This is a genomic window from Pseudomonas sp. B6001 (assembly GCF_013386015.1).
Classification (GTDB): domain Bacteria; phylum Pseudomonadota; class Gammaproteobacteria; order Pseudomonadales; family Pseudomonadaceae; genus Aquipseudomonas.
In genome coordinates this window covers 1,512-19,370 of sequence record NZ_JACAOX010000048.1, presented here as the reverse complement: position 1 = coordinate 19,370, position 17,859 = coordinate 1,512, and the positions used below count along the sequence as shown (strand labels likewise).

The 17,859-nt window shown below is 62.8% G+C and carries 14 protein-coding genes; 5 read left to right on the top strand and 9 right to left on the bottom strand.

Annotation, left to right across the window (positions count from 1 at the left end; all coding sequences use genetic code 11):
- Position 1: 1 nt before the first annotated feature.
- From HX821_RS30375 to HX821_RS30360, 4 genes are all read right to left on the bottom strand, one after another.
- Positions 2 to 985, bottom strand: a complete 984-nt coding sequence (locus HX821_RS30375) for a hypothetical protein (RefSeq protein WP_177037302.1) — start codon at positions 983 to 985, stop codon at positions 2 to 4.
- 143 nt (positions 986 to 1,128) lie between these two features.
- The gene (locus HX821_RS30370) at positions 1,129 to 2,193 is read right to left on the bottom strand and encodes a lipocalin-like domain-containing protein (RefSeq protein ID WP_177009813.1); all 1,065 of its coding nucleotides are present in this window, start codon (positions 2,191 to 2,193) and stop codon (positions 1,129 to 1,131) included.
- Positions 2,183 to 4,657 (bottom strand): FtsX-like permease family protein, encoded by a 2,475-nt coding sequence (locus tag HX821_RS30365; RefSeq protein WP_177037300.1) that lies wholly within the window; start codon positions 4,655 to 4,657, stop codon positions 2,183 to 2,185. The genes HX821_RS30370 and HX821_RS30365 overlap by 11 nt, the downstream gene beginning before the upstream one ends.
- Before the next feature lies 1 nt (position 4,658).
- Positions 4,659 to 5,327 (bottom strand): ABC transporter ATP-binding protein, encoded by a 669-nt coding sequence (locus HX821_RS30360; protein WP_008431380.1) that lies wholly within the window; start codon positions 5,325 to 5,327, stop codon positions 4,659 to 4,661.
- A 346-nt stretch (positions 5,328 to 5,673) separates the two neighbouring features.
- On the opposite strand from HX821_RS30360, the gene HX821_RS30355 reads away from it, so the two are divergent.
- From HX821_RS30355 to HX821_RS30335, 5 genes are all read left to right on the top strand, one after another.
- Positions 5,674 to 6,357, top strand: a complete 684-nt coding sequence (locus HX821_RS30355) for a histidine phosphatase family protein (protein WP_177037298.1) — start codon at positions 5,674 to 5,676, stop codon at positions 6,355 to 6,357.
- A gap of 349 nt (positions 6,358 to 6,706) precedes the next feature.
- Positions 6,707 to 8,362, top strand: a complete 1,656-nt coding sequence (gene arnT, locus HX821_RS30350; RefSeq protein ID WP_177037296.1) for a lipid IV(A) 4-amino-4-deoxy-L-arabinosyltransferase — start codon at positions 6,707 to 6,709, stop codon at positions 8,360 to 8,362.
- Positions 8,363 to 8,422: 60 nt separating this feature from the next.
- On the top strand, positions 8,423 to 9,943 hold the full coding sequence (locus tag HX821_RS30345; protein WP_177037294.1) for a glycosyltransferase family 39 protein: 1,521 nt from the start codon (positions 8,423 to 8,425) through the stop codon (positions 9,941 to 9,943).
- Between the two features lie 67 nt (positions 9,944 to 10,010).
- A complete protein-coding gene (locus tag HX821_RS30340; RefSeq protein WP_177037292.1) occupies positions 10,011 to 10,772 on the top strand; it encodes a M15 family metallopeptidase in 762 nt (253 codons plus the stop codon).
- A gap of 83 nt (positions 10,773 to 10,855) precedes the next feature.
- The gene (locus tag HX821_RS30335) at positions 10,856 to 11,578 is read left to right on the top strand and encodes a L,D-transpeptidase (RefSeq protein ID WP_003210282.1); all 723 of its coding nucleotides are present in this window, start codon (positions 10,856 to 10,858) and stop codon (positions 11,576 to 11,578) included.
- Here the strand turns inward: HX821_RS30335 and HX821_RS30330 are convergent.
- The 5 genes from HX821_RS30330 to HX821_RS30310 form a co-directional block, all read right to left on the bottom strand.
- On the bottom strand, positions 11,545 to 12,405 hold the full coding sequence (locus tag HX821_RS30330; RefSeq protein ID WP_003210284.1) for an alpha/beta fold hydrolase: 861 nt from the start codon (positions 12,403 to 12,405) through the stop codon (positions 11,545 to 11,547). The two genes, HX821_RS30335 and HX821_RS30330, sit on opposite strands and share 34 nt — an antisense overlap.
- 305 nt (positions 12,406 to 12,710) lie before the next feature.
- A complete protein-coding gene (locus HX821_RS30325; RefSeq protein WP_177037290.1) occupies positions 12,711 to 14,291 on the bottom strand; it encodes an ABC transporter ATP-binding protein in 1,581 nt (526 codons plus the stop codon).
- Positions 14,288 to 15,115: an ABC transporter permease gene (locus HX821_RS30320; protein ID WP_003210288.1), complete on the bottom strand. Its 828-nt coding sequence runs from the start codon at positions 15,113 to 15,115 to the stop codon at positions 14,288 to 14,290. The genes HX821_RS30325 and HX821_RS30320 overlap by 4 nt, the downstream gene beginning before the upstream one ends.
- A complete protein-coding gene (locus tag HX821_RS30315; protein ID WP_177037288.1) occupies positions 15,115 to 16,092 on the bottom strand; it encodes an ABC transporter permease in 978 nt (325 codons plus the stop codon). The genes HX821_RS30320 and HX821_RS30315 overlap by 1 nt, the downstream gene beginning before the upstream one ends.
- On the bottom strand, positions 16,089 to 17,672 hold the full coding sequence (locus tag HX821_RS30310; protein WP_102368663.1) for an ABC transporter substrate-binding protein: 1,584 nt from the start codon (positions 17,670 to 17,672) through the stop codon (positions 16,089 to 16,091). The genes HX821_RS30315 and HX821_RS30310 overlap by 4 nt, the downstream gene beginning before the upstream one ends.
- Between the last annotated feature and the right edge of the window lie 187 nt (positions 17,673 to 17,859).

Below are 17,859 nucleotides of genomic sequence, written 5' to 3'. Positions count from 1 at the left end.
ATCAAGCCCCATCAGGCTGATACATCAGGTCACCCATCATTTCTCCACCCCATTCACCGGCACGCCCAAACGTACTCCCGGCGGCATAGCCTCCGGCAGCACCGCCGATGATCCCGCAGACCAGCGCACCCTGCCCTTTCACCGCAACCCCCATGACTATCCCGCATAAACGTCTCCCGAGCGCAGCCCCCAGAGTCCCTCCAATAGCGGCCCCGCCTACCCCACCCACCAACTTCCCACCCTGCACATACTTCGCCCGACTGCACTGTGCCTCCCGCCCCTTCATGCACGCTTCCTTGACCTCCAACCCCGCAACCCCCACATCCAACGCCAACCCCACATACGTCCCCTTGCCCAAAAACCTCGACGTCTCGACAATGCTGCGAATCCGCTGCGTATAGCCCACGATTTCACTCTTGTGCAGATAACTCTTGGTGGAAATACCCAGCACTTTTTTCAGCGATTTATTGGTTTTCAGGCTCGTGCCAAATCGCGCCGCGCCTCGCAACTGTGTATCCAAACGCCGGAACAACATCTGCCGCTGCAGGATAAAAAGCGCCTTGTTCACCCCACCGTTCTTCAATTGCTGATGCAGCCGTTCAATCTCCTCCAACGTGTGCTGGACCTCGTCCAAATGTCGTCCCCACGCCGACGTCGCACTGCCGACGCCCACAGAGCTGTACCCGAGAAAGCTTTGCAGCAAGTCATAATTATTGATCACCGCTGTCCCCGCTGATGCGTCCAACTCCAAGTTGCGCTGAATCTCCTGGGCATGGCGCATCAACCACGCATCATCGGCAGTGCATGCCACCCCATGGTAATCAGGAATAATCACCATCTGCCCCGGCGTCACCAGGCTTGTCTGGCGCAAATGCAGGTTCAACGCGTCGAATTGATCGGAGAGTTGCCGACTGGACCCGGTCAGCAAGCGGGACTTCAAGCTGAGGTAGTCCGTGGTGCGGTCATTGATGTATCCCTGCGCCATCACTTACATCCCTGATGTAATGGATATGGCGCAGGAATATAGGCAGGCGAACACGGCCCGGACACAAGGTTGAAACAGCTGAAATTACATTTGGGAAATCACCTACCTGGCAGGTAATCAAGGCCTACAAAAAATCGTCGGACTCAATACCCCGTCATCTCCAGATACCCCACCCCACCCTGAAATTTCACCGGCCCTTCCCAGTAAGGAATGCTCAGGTTCATCCAGGCCTTTGGGTTGACCGCTTCCGTGGTGATATCCAGATGTTTGCCCGGGATCTTCAATGACCACTGGGTGGGAATGCTGCGCCCATCGATCGCGGTGGTGGTCAGTGGGGTCAGCTGGATGTCCTGGTTGTGCAGGGTCTGGGTGCGGCCCTCCTGGTCGATCCAGGTGCCCGTCAGGTACGACGGCCCGTCTTTCTGCCGCACCCGAAACAGCATCAATTGCTCGCCACTGTCCAGGTGCAGGGAGAACCAGTCCCAGCCAGTCTGGCTGGCGGTCAGGGGCTGGCTGCTCCATTCGCGATCGAGCCAGGCGTTGCCGGTGACTTGGTAAGATTTTCCATCGATGGTCACGCGGCCATCTGCCTGGAAAAAAGGCTGGCTGTAGTAGTACGACGCCTGGCCCTGGTCGGACTTGCGGCTGTAGCCGTTGTCGCCCTGGAGCACCAATGGGCGGCTGGAGGTCAGGTGCAGGTCGTAGTTGAAATGCTCGCCTGCAGCCTTGAGTTGCATGTCCGCCAGGGGGCTGGCTGCACCGGGGCGGGTGGCGAAATTCCAGTCATCGATCCAGGCATTGAACGGCACCGCCTGGGCCCCTGCCTGCCCCACGCCGCCGCGGGCGTAGCGTTCGCTGGCGTAATGGCGGGTGGCCGAGGTGACGGCGGCGTGGCCGAGCCAGATCGTCGAGTCGTGCCAGCCGGGTTGTGTCGGGCCGGCCTTGAGTGCGTTGCGAAACAGCGTCCATTGCACGCCGTAGGCATTGCCCTCGGCATCCTTGAGGTTGGCGGTGAGGTACCACCATTCGATGCGATAGCCGTCATGGGGGCCATGGTCCTGGGGAAAGCTGAAGACCTTGCCGGGCACCACCTGGGCAAAGTCCGCGGCCTGGCTGCCCAGTCCGGCGAAGCTTTCTTCAGGTGCAGGTGGTTTGTCGCAGGCGCCCAGCAGCAGGAACGTCGCCCATAGCAGGCACTTAATCTTCATTGGCAAAGGTCCTCAGCAAATCCGCCGGGCGACTGCGGTACAGCTGCCACAACGGCCAGGCCGAAGCCAGCAAGGTGGCCAGCATCGCCAGGCCCAGCAGTTGCGCCAGTTGCCCCGGGAACACCTGCAACGGCAGGCGCCAGCCGAAGGCCTGGACGTTGATCACCACGTCCAGGCACCACGCCAGCAGCAAGCCCAGCGGCAACGCCAGCACCAGGGTCAGCACCGCCAGCAGCCAGGTCTGGCCGAGGTTGAGCAGCATCAATTGGCGTCGTGTCACGCCCAGCGCCCACAGCGGGGCCAACTGGCCAAGACGGCTTTGGCTCTGGGTCAGCAGGCTGATAAACAACGCCACGCCGGCCACGCCCAGGGTCAGGCTGTTAAGGGCGGCGGTGGCGGCAAAAGTTCGTTCGAATACCTGGCTCGACCAGCCCTTGAGCTGCTGCTGGTCGACGATGCGGCTGTCTTCGAGGGCAAACCGTTCCTGTACTGCACGCACCAGCGGCGGCACGTTGCCCGGCAAAACCCGCAGGTTGAAACGCGCCGGCGACAATCCCGGCCAGTGCTGCAACAGGTGCCGCGAATTCACCAGCAAGTGGCCCTTGGGGTTGCCGTAGTCGGCATAAATCCCCACGACCTTCGGCGACCATGGACCTTGGGGCGTGGGGATGCTGACCACATCGCCCAGCCGCACCTTGAGCCGGCGTGCCATTTGCTCACTGAGCATCAGGCTGTCGTCCTGCAGCAACTGGTTCCATGGGTTCGCCGCCGCTTCCAGCAACGGCCAATGCTGGCGATAAGTAGGGTCGTCGACCACGCCGAACAGGTCAGCTGGCCAGCCTTGCAGTTGCACCGCAACCTGCCAGGTCGGCAGCACTGTCTGCACCAGGGGCTGCTGCACCAGCCAGGTTTGCAGCGCCTCGGCCTGGGCCGGGTTTTGCGGGTTGAGGTACAACTCGGCGGTCAGGCGTTGTTCCAGCCAGTTGTTGAAGGTCTGGCGAAAGCCCGAGGTCATCGAGCCCGCGCCGATATTGGCGGCCAACGCCAGCAGCAAGGCCATCAGCGCCAGGCTCAGGGCCGGCAACTGCTGGCGGCAATCGGCGAGAAACCATTGCCCCAGCACCGAACGGCTGCGCCCCAATACCGCCTTGAGCACGCCATTGAGCACCACCGGCAAGCCCAGCGCAGCGCCCAGCAACAAGGCCGCCATCAAGACAAAACCACTGGCCAGGCTGTCGCCAAATACCAGTGCCAACAGCGCAACCAGTAAGGCCGAACCCGCCACCCAGCCCTGGCGTCGCAGCCAGCGCCCATGGGCCTGGTGCCAGGCCTGGGCATTGGCCAGCGCCAACAACGACAAACGCGCCGCCCGCCACAGGCTGCTGGCCCCGGCGAGCAACGCGCCGAGCAAACCCAGGCCCAGGCCACTGAGCCACCACAGCGGGCTGAGGCTCAGTTGGCCGGGCACCTCGGCGCCATACAGGCCGCGCAAGCTGGCGGCTACATCCGGCAGCAACAGGCTGGCAAGCAAGTACCCGCTGGCCACGCCCGCCAGGCCACCCAGCACGGCCAGGCCACCGAGTTCCACCGCCAGGCTGAGGATCAGCATCCGCGCACTGACCCCGCACGCCCGCAAGGTTCGCAGCAGGCCGCGCCGCTGCTCCAGCGCCAGGCCGATGGCGGCATGCACGATAAACAGGCCCACCACAAAGGACAGAAAGCCCAGCGCATCGAGGTTCAGATGGAAGCTTTCAGTGAGGCGCGCGAGGTTGTTTTCCTCGGCCTGCTTGAGCTGCAGTTGCGCGCCCAGTTCCGGCGGCAGGGCGGGATGCGCGGCGGCAAAGGCCTTGTCCAGCAGCAACCGCGACAGGCGTTGGGGCATGTCCAGCAACGGTTGGGCGAAGCCGATATCGGTCAGTAATACGCCGGGGGCCATGTCCGCTTGAACATGCAGCGGCGGCAGCGCCAGCCCGGCAGCTGTCAGCGGCTGGTCGCCCTCTTTCAGGCCCAGAGACTGCAAGGTCTGCGGCGCGATCCAGGTGCGTCCCGGCGGGTTGAAGAACGCGACCATCTGCGCCCGGTCCAGGGTCTGCCCGGCCAGCGCGCCACCGCCGGGCAACGACACCGGGTCGATGCCCATCACTTGCAGGCGCTGGTCTTCATGGCCCTTGAGCTGCACGCGGCCCTGCACCACCGGCGACACCGGCCACCCGGCGCGGCGCAGGTCGGCAAACAGCGCCTGGGGGAAGCTGGCACCGTCCGGCGCACTGAGGCTGGCCTGGGGTTCGCCGCCGATCAGCTGGCTGGCCCGCGCGTAGCTGTCCCGCGCCTGGCTGTTGAGGGCTTGCACGCCGGTCAACAGCGCGGTGGCCAGCCACAGGCCAGTGAGCACACTGAAGAATTGCACAGGGTGGCGACGCCAATGGCTGAGCAGCGCGCGCAGTGTCCAGTGGAAGACGCGCATGTCAGCGGGCGTCCGCAGCGAGTACCTGGCCGCGATGCAACACCACCTGCTGGTCAAGGCGCGCCGCGATGCGCGGGCTGTGGGTGACCATCAGCAAACTGGTCGGGCTGTCCCGCAGCAGGTCCAGCAGCAGTTGCAGCACTTCGTCACTGGTGCCTTCGTCGAGGTTACCGGTGGGTTCGTCCGCCAGCAGCAAGCCGGGGCGCGACGCCAGGGCTCGTCCTACCGCTACCCGTTGCTGCTGGCCGCCGGACAGTTGTTCGGGGTAACGCCTGAGCAAGTCACCCAGGCCGAGTCGCTCCACAAGCTGCGCTTGCCACGCCGGATCGAGGCGCCCGGCCAGGCGCGCCTGGAAAGCCAGGTTGTCTTCGACCCGCAGGCTGCCGATCAGGTTGAACTGCTGGAACACCAGGCCGATCTCGGTGCGCCGCCAGTGGGCCAGTTGCGCCTCACTCATCTGGTCCAGGCGCTGGTCGCCGACCTGGATGCTGCCACGGTCGACCTGGTCGAGCCCGGCCACCAAATGCAGCAGCGTGCTTTTGCCACTGCCCGACTCACCCATCAACGCCAGGCTGCTGCGCGCTCCCAGGTACAGGTCGACACCCGCCAGCACGGTCAACGGCCCCTGCGGCGTGCCATAACTCTTGAATACCCCTTGTACCTGCAGCATCACCCCTCCCCACAAGCTTCTGGACTTAAGCCGGAGAATAACGGTTGTCACATTTTTATGTCACAACCATGGGAAAAAGGAGCGCCCCATGCCCCCTGCAAATTTTTCACATCGATTTCACCCGGCCGCCACCTGCTGCACTTTAAATTGCCGTCCATGGGCAGATAACAGGCTGGTTATTTCAAACGCCCGTTAGTGCAAGTGAACAATTTTTTATATCGGTATGTTCAGCAAAAAGACAGCGCCCCTGTGACACGCTTTTGCATATTCCTGCATCAGCGCTACTCACTTGGCGCCTGCCTAACTTGCCGCTGCCAGTTACCGGATTAACGCCTGGAAGTTACCAATGGTGAATAGTGTGGTTGACCTGACCCTGAGCAAGTCTCGCTCGCGCTGGGCATTTGTAAAACAGCTGAACAAACTGTGGCTTGGCGTGGCAGGTATCGTGATGATCAGCCTGGCAGTAACGGCGTTCATCTGGTGGCCAAGATCGCCGCTGGACCTGGGCGTGGGCCACCGCCTGCTCACCTCCGGAACCCTGGAAGCCTGGCGTAACGGAGACCTGGTGGTGCTGGTCCGCCATGAGGAACGCTGTGACCGCTCCAACAACCCTTGCCTGGGCCCGGCAGACGGCCTGACCACGCTCGGCTCGTTGTCTGCCAGTGCCGTGGGCAAGGCCTTCCAGACCCTGGGCATGGAAAACACCGACGTACTGAGCAGCCCCACCACCCGTACCGCGCAGACCTCGCTTTTCATGTTCGGCAAGGCCGAACTGTCACCCGGCCCCCTGGCCATCTGCGGCCCTGCCATCGGCGAGGAACTGCGCCCGCATAAACACTCGGACCGCAACCTGCTGGTGGTCACCCACAGCGCCTGCATCAGCGACTTCGAGGAGGCATTGGGCTACTCACACGCTGCCCATGCCGAGTACGGCAGTGCATTGTTTGTAAAGCTGCTGCCCGACGGCAAGTTCAAGGCGCTGGGTATTTTGAACAGTAAGGACTGGGCCGCCGTGCTTAAACAACTTTAGAACAATTCTTCACATTTAATCATTCAAGTTCGTTCAGCAAAAAGACAGCCAGACCGTGGCATCGTCTATGGTTTTAATTGATTTTTTTAGAAAAATTATTAGCTCACTAACTTTTCACAAGTTAACAACATGACGATGACCTTCGATGACTTATTGGACGCCACACGTTTAACGAGCTTGACTGGGGCACAGGGATATTCAGTTTCGCCCCCCCCACTAACAGACTGTTTAAGGAATAACGTTCTGTGCCGCATTTCTACCCGACCACGACCACCTTCTACCCCTCGCGCATGGCTGATCCAGCGCTCGCGCTGATTCACCGTCAATACCGCTTGAGAGTGCAATAGCCATGACCCGCCTTAAACCATTGCCCGTATTACTACTGGCATTCGTGATGTTCTATCTACTGCCACTGGGCCTGCATGGCCTATGGATTCCTGACGAAACCCGCTACGCCCAGATCAGCCAGGAAATGCTCATCAGCGGCAACTGGGTGGCACCGCACTTCATGGGCGTGCGCTATTTCGAAAAACCCGCAGCCGGCTACTGGCTCATTGCACTGGGCCAGGCGTTGTTCGGTGAAAACCTGTTCGGCGTGCGCATCGCTTCCGCCCTGACCACCGGCCTGAGCGTCGTGCTCGCCTACCTGATCGCCCGCCGGCTGTGGAACGACCCGCGCAAGAGCTTCGCCTGCGCGCTGCTCTACATGAGTTTCGGCCTGGTGGCCGGGCAAGCCGGTTATTCCAACCTGGATCCGCAATTCACCTTTTGGGTCAACCTGAGCCTGGCGGCGCTGTGGTTTGCCCTCGACAGCTCCACCCCCCGTGCCCGCCTCGCCAGCTGGACGTTGTTGGGTGTGGCCTGCGGCATGGGTTTCATGACCAAGGGTTTCCTGGCGTGGTTGCTGCCGGTGCTGATCGCCCTGCCTTACATGCTCTGGCAACGTCGCCTGGGGGAATTGCTGCGCTACGGGCCGCTGGCGATTCTGGTGGCGGCCGTGGTGTGCCTGCCCTGGGCGCTGACGATCCACCTGCAGGAACCGGACTACTGGCGTTTCTTCTTCTGGCACGAGCACATCCGCCGGTTCGCCTCCGACAATGCCCAGCATGCACGTCCCTGGTGGTTCTACCTGCCGCTGATGGTGGTGTCGTGCCTGCCGTGGGCGGCGCTGCTGCCGGCGACACTGTGCAAGGCCTGGAAGGAAAAGCGCCAACCGGCCATCGTCTTCCTGGCGCTGTGGTTGCTGCTGCCCCTGGGCTTTTTCAGCCTGAGCAACGGCAAGCTGCCGACCTACATCATGCCGTGCCTGCTGCCGCTGGCGCTGCTGATGGGCCATGCGTTGATCGACCTACTGGCCAACGCCCGCACCCGCACGCTGCGCGTCAATGGCCTGCTCAACCTGGGCATCGGCGTCGCGGCAATGGTGACGCTGATCTACCTGCAAATCGACCGGCCGTTGTACGGCAACAGCCACAGCGAGATGTTCAACCTGTCCCTGACGTTCATCGTGCTGATGGGCTGGATGCTCGCCAACCTGCTTCAAGCCTTCCGCCCATTGGCGCTGTGGGCGATGCCGGCGTTGGGCATTGGCCTGCTGGTGGCGCTGTTGCCCGCCGGCATGCCGGCGGTGGTCGAAGATAACCAGATGCCTGATCAGTTCGTGCTCCAGCACCTGGACGACCTGCAACAGACCCATGCGCTGCTGAGCAACGAACTGGAATCGGCGTCGGCCCTGGCATGGCGCCTGCGGCGGCCCGAAGTGACGCTCTACAACACCGAAGGCGAACTGCGCTACGGCCTGCAATACGCCGACTCGATGCACCGCAAGGTGGATCTCGACAGCGTTCAAGCCTGGCTCAAGCAGGCGCGCCAGCAAGGCCCGGTGGGCGTGCTGATGCGGGTCAGGAGCACCAGCGAAATGCGCGAAGCCGGCCAGCTGCCGTTGGGGGGCAAGCGTTATTACAAGGGTGACCTGGAGATCATCATCTACCCGCAATTGCCGTAACACAGGCGCCCTAATGTGGGGTGACCCCATTCAACACTCGTCCCACATCGGAACCGCCGCATGAACTTCTGGAAAACCGAACGCGGCGCCCTGCTGCTGCTCCTGGGCGTGTCGGCCCTGATCCTGCTGCTGGGGCTGGGCGCCCGCGACCTGTGGGGCCCGGAAACCCGCTGGGCGAACATCACCCTGCAGATGCTGCAAAGCGGCGACTACTTCGACCCGTACCTCAAGGGCACCCCGTATTACGACAAACCCCTGCCGTCGTACTGGCTGATCACCGGCCTGGCCAACCTGATGGGCGGCCTGGGGCCGTGGTCGTTGCGCCTGTCATCGGTCATCTCGGCGTGGCTGAGCATCTGGCTGGTGTACCTGATCGGCGAGCAACTGTTCCGCAAAGGCACCGGCCTGATTGCCGGCTGGATGCTCGCGACCACCTTCTACTTCCTCTTCTGGGCCCGGGTGGCCACGGCGGACGTGCTGACCGTATGCGGCGTGCTCGCCGCCGTCTGGTGGTATTGGCGCGGGCCGGACGATACGCGGCTGGGGCGCTACACGGTGTTCTTCCTGTTGCTGGCGGCGACGTCACTGTTCAAGGGCTTGATCGGTTTTGTGCTGCCGGGCCTGGTGTTGTTGCCGCACTTGCTCAGCGAACAGCGCTACAAACGCCACCTCAACCTGCGGCTGGTGCTGGCCGTGATCATTGCCGGGGCGTTCTACGCGATCCCGTTTGTGCTGTCCCACCTCTACGGCGCACCGACCTACGGTGCAAGCGGCCTGGAACTGGTGTTCCGGGAAAACGTGGTGCGCTTCTTCGACCCGTTCGACCATATGGGTCCGATCTACACCTACCTGATCTACCTGCCGGCCTACACCTTGCCCTGGGCGCCGTGCTGGGTGCTGGGCCTGTGGCTCGCCGTGCGGCATTGGCGCGACACCCCGCCCAACACCCGCTGGCTGGTGTGGGGGCTGGGCCTGCTGTTCGTGTTCTTCACCGCCAGTGGCAGCCGGCGCAGTTACTACGTGCTGCCGCTGGTGCCGTTCGCGCAGTTGCTGGCGGCGTGGTGGGTCAGTGAGCGTATCGCCCGCAAAGGCACGGTCGGCCGGGGTTGGTACCGTGGGTTCGGCATCGCTGCGGGGGTGATGCTGCTGGTACTCGGGGTGGTGTATCCGTGGACCAATGGCAATGGCGGCGTGACCCGTTTCGCCGAGGACGTTCAAGCGCAAGCAGTGAAAAGCGCGCCATGGAACGCGTGGCAGATGGTGATGGTGGAAGTCGACAACAAGGTACCGATGTACCTGCAAAATCACGGGACGCCGTTCTACTACGTCGCCGAAACCCAGGACTTTCCGCGCCAGGGCGACAGTGCGGCGTTCATGGCCTGGCTGGAAAAAACCAGCGGCCGCACCTTTGATCCCAAGCGCACAATTATTGTCGCGCAGTCCACCAAGGATGACCCGACGCCGCTGGCCTACCTGGGCAACGATCATCAGGTCATCACTACCCAGCCGGACAATGGTGAACGGTTGTTCCACAAGCGTGACGGTGGCAGCGTGGCATTTGTGCCCAACGCCGCGCCGTAGCACTGGCGGCATGGGGCGGGCATTGCTAGTGTGGCGCGCTTAAGCCACCGTCCGAGCCCGGCCCGCCATGCCCTACTCTTCCCTTTCCCTTGCCGCCCTGAGCCTGATCGTGCTCGCCACGCCGGTAGCGGCAGACACGTCGATGCCGGCCAACATGGTTTACCTGCGCAGCCTCGACCCGAGCATCGCCCAGGACATTCGCTACGCCAGCCCCCACAACTTCACCGGAGCGCCGCTGGACGGCTACAAAGCAGCCGAATGCGTGCTGTCTGCCGACGCGGCAAAGGCACTGGTACGGGTCCAGGCCGAGTTGGCCAGGCAGGGTTACGGCTTGAAGGTCTTCGACTGCTATCGTCCCAGCCGTGCCGTGGCGAACATGGGCCGCTTCGCCAGCCTACCGGGGGATCCGGCCAAGGCCGAGTTCTACCCCCGGGTGAACAAGCAGGATTTCTGGCGCCTGGGCTATGTGGCCAAGGTTTCCAACCACTCCCGGGGGGCGGCAGTGGACGTGACCCTGACCGGCCCCGATGCACTGCCAGCCCAGGCCTGGAACGCCGACACCGCGGCGGTGGATTGCGCCGCCGGTTACGGTCGACGCCTGCCCGATGGCGGCCTGGACATGGGCACCGGTTTTGATTGCTTCGACGAAATGGCCCACACCAACAGCTCCCACATCAGCCAGGCGGCACGCCAGAATCGCCAACGGTTGAGCGCTGCGATGGCCAAGGAAGGCTTTACCGGTTATGCCGGCGAATGGTGGCACTTCACCTACAGCCGCAATCCGGTGCGGGCCGAGCCGATGGACTTCCCTATCGAACCGCTGCGGTAACATCACAACACAGCTTCAGCTTGATAAAGCCCGGGGCAAAAACTAGCGTTTGAGGTTTCCCTCTTTTCAAGGACTGAACGACGTTGAACACGCTCATCAAAACCTGCGCGGCGCTGCTGACGCTGCTTTCAAACGTGGCACTCGCGCAAATCCCCGAGACCAGCCGGCAACTGATCGTGGTCACCACCCCGGGCTGGAACGCCCTCCAGGGCACCGCACAACGCTATGAGCGGCACGGGCAAGGCTTTCAGAAAGTCGGCGAACCCTTTGCCATCGTGGTCGGTAAAAACGGCATGGCGTGGGGCACCGGCCTTACGACGCCCACCCCCGACCAGCAGCCCCTCAAGCATGAAGGCGATGGCAAGGCCCCGGCCGGCATCTTCAAACTCGGCGGTGCCTTCGGCTACGCCCCCACCGCTGACACCCGCTTGCCTTACGCGGCCAGTACCGCCACCCGCGAATGCGTGGATGACAGCCAGTCCAGCCATTACAACACCCTGGTGGACAGCTCGGCGGTGAACAAGGACTGGACCAGTTCCGAGCGGATGCTGCGCAAGGACCAGCTGTACCGCCAGGGGATTTTTGTCGAGCACAACACACCGGCTTTGGCCAACGGCGGCTCGTGTATTTTCCTGCATATCTGGCGCAGCGTCAGTTCGGGAACATTGGGCTGCACGGCGATGGACCCGGTGAATATCCAGGCGTTGTTTGCCTGGCTGGACCCGCGAGAAAACCCGCTGCTGGTGCAACTGCCCGCCGCGCAGTACGACCTCTACCGTGAGCGCTGGAAACTGCCGTCCCGCTGAGCTGACAACAGGCGTTGAAATGCGGCCAATACCTCGCCGGGTTTTTCAAGCATGAGTTGGTGGCCGCATTCGGGCAGCAACTGATACTCGGCATTGGGCAAATGCCGGGCGAGTGCTTCGCCGCCGCTGGCCGGGGTCAGGCCGTCGGTGTCGCCGGCCAGCACACTCACGGGCAGGGTCAGGGTAAGCAGTGCATTGGCGTCTGGCCATTGGACGTTTTTCATCAGGGCCTTGAACATGTACAGCGGGTTGCGCTCGGTGAGTTTTTCTTCGTAGGCGACCAGTGCGGGGTCGGCCTTGGCGTTCCATGCCGCCTGGCGGAAACCTTTGGCCAGCAGTGGGCGCAGCCATTCCAGGAGCCATGCGGGTAGACGCATCAGGCCGCCGCTCCGGCTGATGCTGTGGAGTCGGGTGCCCAGCAGCAATACGGCTTCGATGGGGATCGCGGGTTTGGCCAGCAAGGCGCTCAGGGTCAGGCCAGTGCCGAAGGAGTGGGCGACGATGAGGTTGCGGGAGCCGCCGTAGCGCCTGAGGATTTCCAGGTAATCGGCGACCAGTTCGGGCCAGGCGTAGGCCTCGGGGTTGCGGGGTTTTGCGCTGGCGCCGTGGCCGAGCAGGTCCCAGGCGACCAGACTGTAGCCTTGGGTTTTCAGGGATTGCCATTGGTGGCGCCACTGGTCCTTGTTGCCGCCGGCGCCGTGGCAGAAGAACACTACCGTGTCGGGTTGGGTGGTGCCCGCGTGATGGGTGATGCTCAGGTGACGGTTGGGGCGGATTTCCAGTGGTTGGCCCTGGATCACTGGCAGTTCGGTGAAAGAGGTCGGCATGGAGGTTTCTCAATAAGTGAAAGGGTTGAGTGTGGTGAAGCAACAGCAAAATCAAAGGTGGACACGATCCAAATGTGGGAGCGGGCTTGCTCGCGAAGGTCGTTAACGATAACGCGAACATCCTGATTCAACGCGGCGCTCTCAGGTTCTTCGCGAGCAAGCCCGCTCCCACATAAAGCGGCTCTGCTTTTGCTCTAACACTCAGGTCGCCTTTGCCGCTTTTGCAATGTGACTCGCTGTAAGAGCGAAACCATAGGTGGCCGTTACCTGAATAACGGATATGCCCCCAACCCCAACACCCCAAGTCAGATGGCCTCAGCCATCAACAACTCCCGCGTATAAGGATGCCGCGCATCAGCAAACAGCGCCGCCGTCTCCCCCTGCTCCACCACCCTCCCCTGACGCATCACCGCAATCCGGTCACACAACCGCGCAGCCACCCGCAAGTCATGAGTAATAAACACAATGCTCAACCTGAACCGCCGCTGCAGCGACTCCAGCAACTCCAGAATCTGCACCTGGATCAGCGCATCAAGCGCCGACACACACTCATCAGCGATCAACACCTTAGGCTCCACCGCCAACGCCCGGGCGATCCCTATGCGCTGCCGTTGCCCCCCGGAAAACTCATGAGGAAACCGCTCAAACGCCGCTGCCGGCAACCCCACCAACCCCAGCAACTCACGGGCCCGCCGCTCGGCATCCGCCTTGGAAACCCCCTGCACCAAAGGCCCAGTCATAACAATCTGCCCCACCGTCTGCCGCGGATTGAGCGAGGCAAACGGATCCTGGAAAATCATCTGCACATCACTGCGCAACGCTCGCAGCCGCCCTTCAGACAACCCCGCGACCTCCCGCCCCAACCACTCGATCCGCCCGCTGTCAGCACGCAGCAAACGCACCAGGCACCGACCCAGGGTCGACTTGCCCGACCCCGACTCCCCCACAATCCCCAACGTCTCGCCTTCACGCAATTGCAGCTGAACCGCATCCAACGCCTGAGTCGTACGCCGCCCCCACCAACCGCTGCGGCTGCTGAACACCTTGCCCAGCGCTTCGGCCTTCAGCACCACAGGGCCAGCCACCTGCGTACGTGGCACCAGCGGTTGCGCCGACACCGCCGCCAACAACTGCCGGGTGTAATCTTCCCGGGGCACACGCAACACCGCCGGGGCCGTGCCCTGCTCCACCACCCGGCCCTTTTCCAGCACCAGCACCCGGTCGGCAATCGCCTCGACCACGGCAAAGTCGTGGGTGATAAACAACAGTGCCATGCCCTTGTCCTGCTGGATCTTGCGCAGCAGGTCGAGAATCTGCGCCTGGGTGGTCACGTCCAGCGCCGAGGTCGGCTCATCGGCAATCAACAGCGCCGGATCAAACGCCAGGGCCATGGCGATCACCACCCGCTGACGCTGCCCGCCAGACAGTTCAAACGGATACGCCAGTCGCAAGCGCTCAGGGTCGGGCAAGCCGACATAACCGAGCAAATCCACCACCCGCTGACGCCGCACCCGTGCCGCCGCCACGCCATGGGCGCGCAGGGTTTCATCGATCTGTTCGCCCACCCGCAACAGTGGGTTGAGGGCGCTCATGGGCTCCTGGAATACCATGCTGATATCCCGCCCGCGCAGTTGGCGCATGGCCTCTTCGCTGCGGTCGGCCAGGTCTTCGTCGCGAAACACCAGGCGCCCGCTTTCCACCTTCAGCGGCTCCGGCAACTGGCGCAGCAAAGCCTTGGCCAGCATTGACTTGCCGGAACCGGATTCACCCACCACACACAAGCATTCGCCACGGTTCAGTTGCAGCGACAGGTCATACAGCGCATGGCTGCGGTCCGCACCGGCCGGCAAGGCGATACGCAAATGTTCAACACTCAACAACGTCATAGCGACCTCCCGGGCTCAAAGGCCACACGCAAACCTTCGCCGACTCGATTGACCGCCAGCACGCACAGCACAATCGCCAACCCCGGCAGAAAGCTCATCCACCAGGCGTCCCGCAGCAAGCCACGGGAGGCATTGATCATGTAGCCCCAGCTCATGGCTTCCGGGTCGCTCAAGCCGAGAAACGCCAGGGCCGCTTCGGTGAGGATCGCCGTGGCCATGACAAAGGTCATAGTCACCAGCAGCGGCGCCAGGGCGTTGGGCAGGATCTGCTGGGCGATGATCCCCAGCGGCGACTGCCCCAGCACCCGCGCGGCCTGCACGAATTCGCGCTGGCGCAGGGTCAGGAACTCACTGCGCACCAACCGCGCCACCGCCGGCCACGCTACGAGTGCGATGGCCAGCACGATGGAGAACAGGGACGGCTCAAGGATCGCCACCAGGATCACCGCCAGTACCAGTTGCGGAATGATCTGGAAGAACTCGGCAATGCGCATCAGCACACCGTCGAGCCAGCCACCGAAATAGCCGGCGACCGCGCCGACCAGCAGGCCCACCACCAGGGTCGCCAGGCTGGCCAGCGCCCCCACGGCCAGGGACACCCGCGCGCCGTACAGCAGGCCACTGGCGAGGTCGCGACCGAGCAGGTCACTGCCCAGCCAATGGGCCGGGTCGTGGAATGGCGCGAGCATCGGCTGGCTGTTCATCTCCCATGGCGAGCTGCTGGTCAGCCAGGGGGCGGCGATCGCCAACAGCGTCAGCAGCAGCAAAAACAGCGCACCGATCAACGCCGCAGGCTGGCGCACAAAACGTCGGAAAACCAGCATCAGCCTTGCACTCCTGCACCGATACGCGGGTCGAGAAAACGACAGATCACATCGGTCAACACGTTAAAGCCCACCACCAGAATCGAGATCACCAGGAAACCGCCCATCAACACGCCGTAGTCACGCTGGGCCAGCGAGTCGTACATCAAGCGACCAATCCCCGGCCAGGAATACACCACCTCCACCAGCAACGCGCCGCTGGCCAACTGGCCCAGTTGCAAACCGGCAAAGGTCACCACCGGCAACAGCGCATTGCGCAACACATGCACGTACAAAATCCGCCGCGGGTGCAGGCCCTTGGCGTGGGCGGTGCGCACGTATTCCTGGCCAAGGGCGTCGAGCACGGCGGCGCGGGTCAGGTGGATATACAAGGCGAGGAACAGCACGCTCAACGACACGCACGGCAGCAGCAGGTGCTTGAGCCGGTCGAGCAGGGAAAAGTCCTGTGCCACCGTTTCCATGCCAAACGCCGGCAACCAATCGAGGCTGACGGAGAACAACAGGATCAGCAGCATTGCCAGCCAGAATGGCGGCATCGCATACAACAGCAAGGCGCCGTGGGAGATCACGCCATCCAGCCAGTGGCGCTTCTGTCGGGCCCGGGCGGCCAACGTCCCCAGGGTGACGCCAAGCACCGACGAGAGCAAAAATGCCGAGCCCATCAGGGCCAGTGTTGCCGGCAAGCGCTCGGCAATCAGCGACCACACCGAGGTCTGGTTGCGGTAGGAATAACCCAGGTCCAGATGGGCGATATTGCCCAGGCAGATCAGCAACTGCGTGAGCAACGGCTTGTCCAGGCCCATGGTCTGGCGCAGGTGTTCGATGAACTGCACATCGTCCACCCCCGCCTCGCCGGCCAACAGCAGCGCCGGGTCACCCGGCGCCAGGCGGATCAGCAAAAAGCCCAGCACCAGCACCGCCACAATCATCAACAGTGCCTTGAGCAGGCGACCGCTGAAATACAGCAACCCGTTCATGGTGCAGGCGCGTCGAGGTAGACGCTTTCGTAGTCTTCGTTAAGGCTGGTGGCGGTTTGCAGCAGGTTCTTCACCTCTTTGTGGAACAGTGTCGGGTAGCGCATTTCGAAGATCGGCGCGATCGGCAGGTCGGTGTTCAGCACGTTTTCCAACTGGCTATAGAGCCTGGTGCGTTCCGGGCCTTCCGGGGTGTTGGCGACCTGAGTCCACAGGGCATCGGCCTCGGGGCTGTTGTAGCCGCTGACGTTGGCAAACGGCGAAGTCTTGAGGATGTAGTCGGAGCGGTACAGGTAGGCGTTGGTCAGGTACGGGTCGCCGATCTGGAAGATGAAGTTGTAGGTCAGGTCGAAGTCCCAGTCGCTGACGCGCTGGAACCAGGTGGCGGCGTCGGACGTCACCACTTGTACCTTGAAGCCCAGCGGCTGCAGGGCTTGCTTGGTGTATTCGGCCAGGCGCTCCCAGGCACCGCCCTTCTCGCCGTTGAGCAGGCGAATCCGCACGGCGCCCACGTCCACGCCGGACTCGGCAATCAGCGCCTTGGCTTTTTTCACGTCATAGGTGTACTGCGGCAATTGCGGGTCGTGGTACGGCGAGGTGGACACGAACTGGCCGGGGGCAACCTTGCCCGAACCGAAGAAGATGTTGTCGACGATGAACTGGCGGTTCAGCGCATACAGGATCGCCTGGCGCACCTTGGGGTTGTTCAGCGGCGGCTTGCGCGTATTGATCTGCAGGAAGGCCAGGCCGGAATACAGCTCCCAGCCTTTTTCCGACGACTGCACGTCCGGCAAGGCGGTCAGGCGCTTGAGGTCGGAATAGTCGGCATCACCGCTGCGCAGCACCTGCACGTCGTTGCGCTCGAACGCCGCAGCGCGGGACGAGCCGTCCGGGATCACGTGGAAGATGATCGCATCCAGGTGTGGCAGGCCCTTTTTCCAGTAGTCGGGGTTCTTTGCCAGCTTGATATAGGCGCCGCGTTTCCACTCCACAAACACAAACGGGCCGGTGCCGACAGGCTTGAGGTTATAGGGGTTGTTGCGAAAGTCAGTGTTCTCGTAGAGGTGCTTGGGCACCACAGGCCGCAGCCCGCTGCCCAGGGCCGAGAGCAACGGCGCGAAGGGTTTCTTGAGCTGGAACACCACCTGCAGCGGGTCCTTGGCGGTGATGCTGTCGACGTACTCGGTGAAGACCCCGCCCAGGCGCTTGTCCACTTCGGGGTAGAAGGTCTGGAAGCTGAACACCACGTCATCGGCGGTGAACGCGTGGCCATCATGCCAGCGCACGTTGTCCTGCAAATCGAAGGTGTAGGTCAGGCCATCGGGAGAAACGGTCCAGGCCTTGGCCAATACCGGTTTGGGTTTCAGGTCGGTGTCGAAGGTCAGCAGGCCCTGGAGGATCTTGCCGCTGACGTACTGGGTGGACACGTGGCTGACCACGCCGTGCATCAGCGACGGCGGTTCGGGTTGGGCCACCAGGTTCAGCACCCCGCCGTCATGGGGTTGCGCCTGAGCGGTGCCGGCCAGCAGCACGGCGCCAAGTCCCAGGTATGAAAGGACACGGCGAAAAGATAAAGGGCGCATGGAGACTCCTTGGCTAAGGTTTTGTCAGGGATTTAGCAAGGGCTGTGCCATGGGGCGACGGGCCGCGTTTGCGGGCATCACAGGCCTTGGCAGTGATGAAAAAACCACAGTGGCCGGGACGAGTGTGGAAAAAGCAACAGCCCGCCCTCTTGAGGAATGGTTGTGCGTAGCAGCTGCCGAGCCTTGG

What these genes read in the sequence shown, in the direction of transcription:
- HX821_RS30375 (WP_177037302.1), bottom strand. Translation starts at nt 985, where the DNA reads ATGGCGCAGGGATACATCAATGACCGCACCACGGACTACCTCAGCTTG.
- HX821_RS30360 (WP_008431380.1), bottom strand. Translation starts at nt 5,327, where the DNA reads ATGCTGCAGGTACAAGGGGTATTCAAGAGTTATGGCACGCCGCAGGGG.
- HX821_RS30355 (WP_177037298.1), top strand. Translation starts at nt 5,674, where the DNA reads ATGGTGAATAGTGTGGTTGACCTGACCCTGAGCAAGTCTCGCTCGCGC.
- arnT (WP_177037296.1), top strand. Translation starts at nt 6,707, where the DNA reads ATGACCCGCCTTAAACCATTGCCCGTATTACTACTGGCATTCGTGATG.
- HX821_RS30370 (WP_177009813.1), bottom strand. Translation starts at nt 2,193, where the DNA reads ATGAAGATTAAGTGCCTGCTATGGGCGACGTTCCTGCTGCTGGGCGCC.
- HX821_RS30330 (WP_003210284.1), bottom strand. Translation starts at nt 12,405, where the DNA reads ATGCCGACCTCTTTCACCGAACTGCCAGTGATCCAGGGCCAACCACTG.
- HX821_RS30310 (WP_102368663.1), bottom strand. Translation starts at nt 17,672, where the DNA reads ATGCGCCCTTTATCTTTTCGCCGTGTCCTTTCATACCTGGGACTTGGC.
- HX821_RS30320 (WP_003210288.1), bottom strand. Translation starts at nt 15,115, where the DNA reads ATGCTGGTTTTCCGACGTTTTGTGCGCCAGCCTGCGGCGTTGATCGGT.
- HX821_RS30315 (WP_177037288.1), bottom strand. Translation starts at nt 16,092, where the DNA reads ATGAACGGGTTGCTGTATTTCAGCGGTCGCCTGCTCAAGGCACTGTTG.
- HX821_RS30340 (WP_177037292.1), top strand. Translation starts at nt 10,011, where the DNA reads ATGCCCTACTCTTCCCTTTCCCTTGCCGCCCTGAGCCTGATCGTGCTC.
- HX821_RS30365 (WP_177037300.1), bottom strand. Translation starts at nt 4,657, where the DNA reads ATGCGCGTCTTCCACTGGACACTGCGCGCGCTGCTCAGCCATTGGCGT.
- HX821_RS30345 (WP_177037294.1), top strand. Translation starts at nt 8,423, where the DNA reads ATGAACTTCTGGAAAACCGAACGCGGCGCCCTGCTGCTGCTCCTGGGC.
- HX821_RS30325 (WP_177037290.1), bottom strand. Translation starts at nt 14,291, where the DNA reads ATGACGTTGTTGAGTGTTGAACATTTGCGTATCGCCTTGCCGGCCGGT.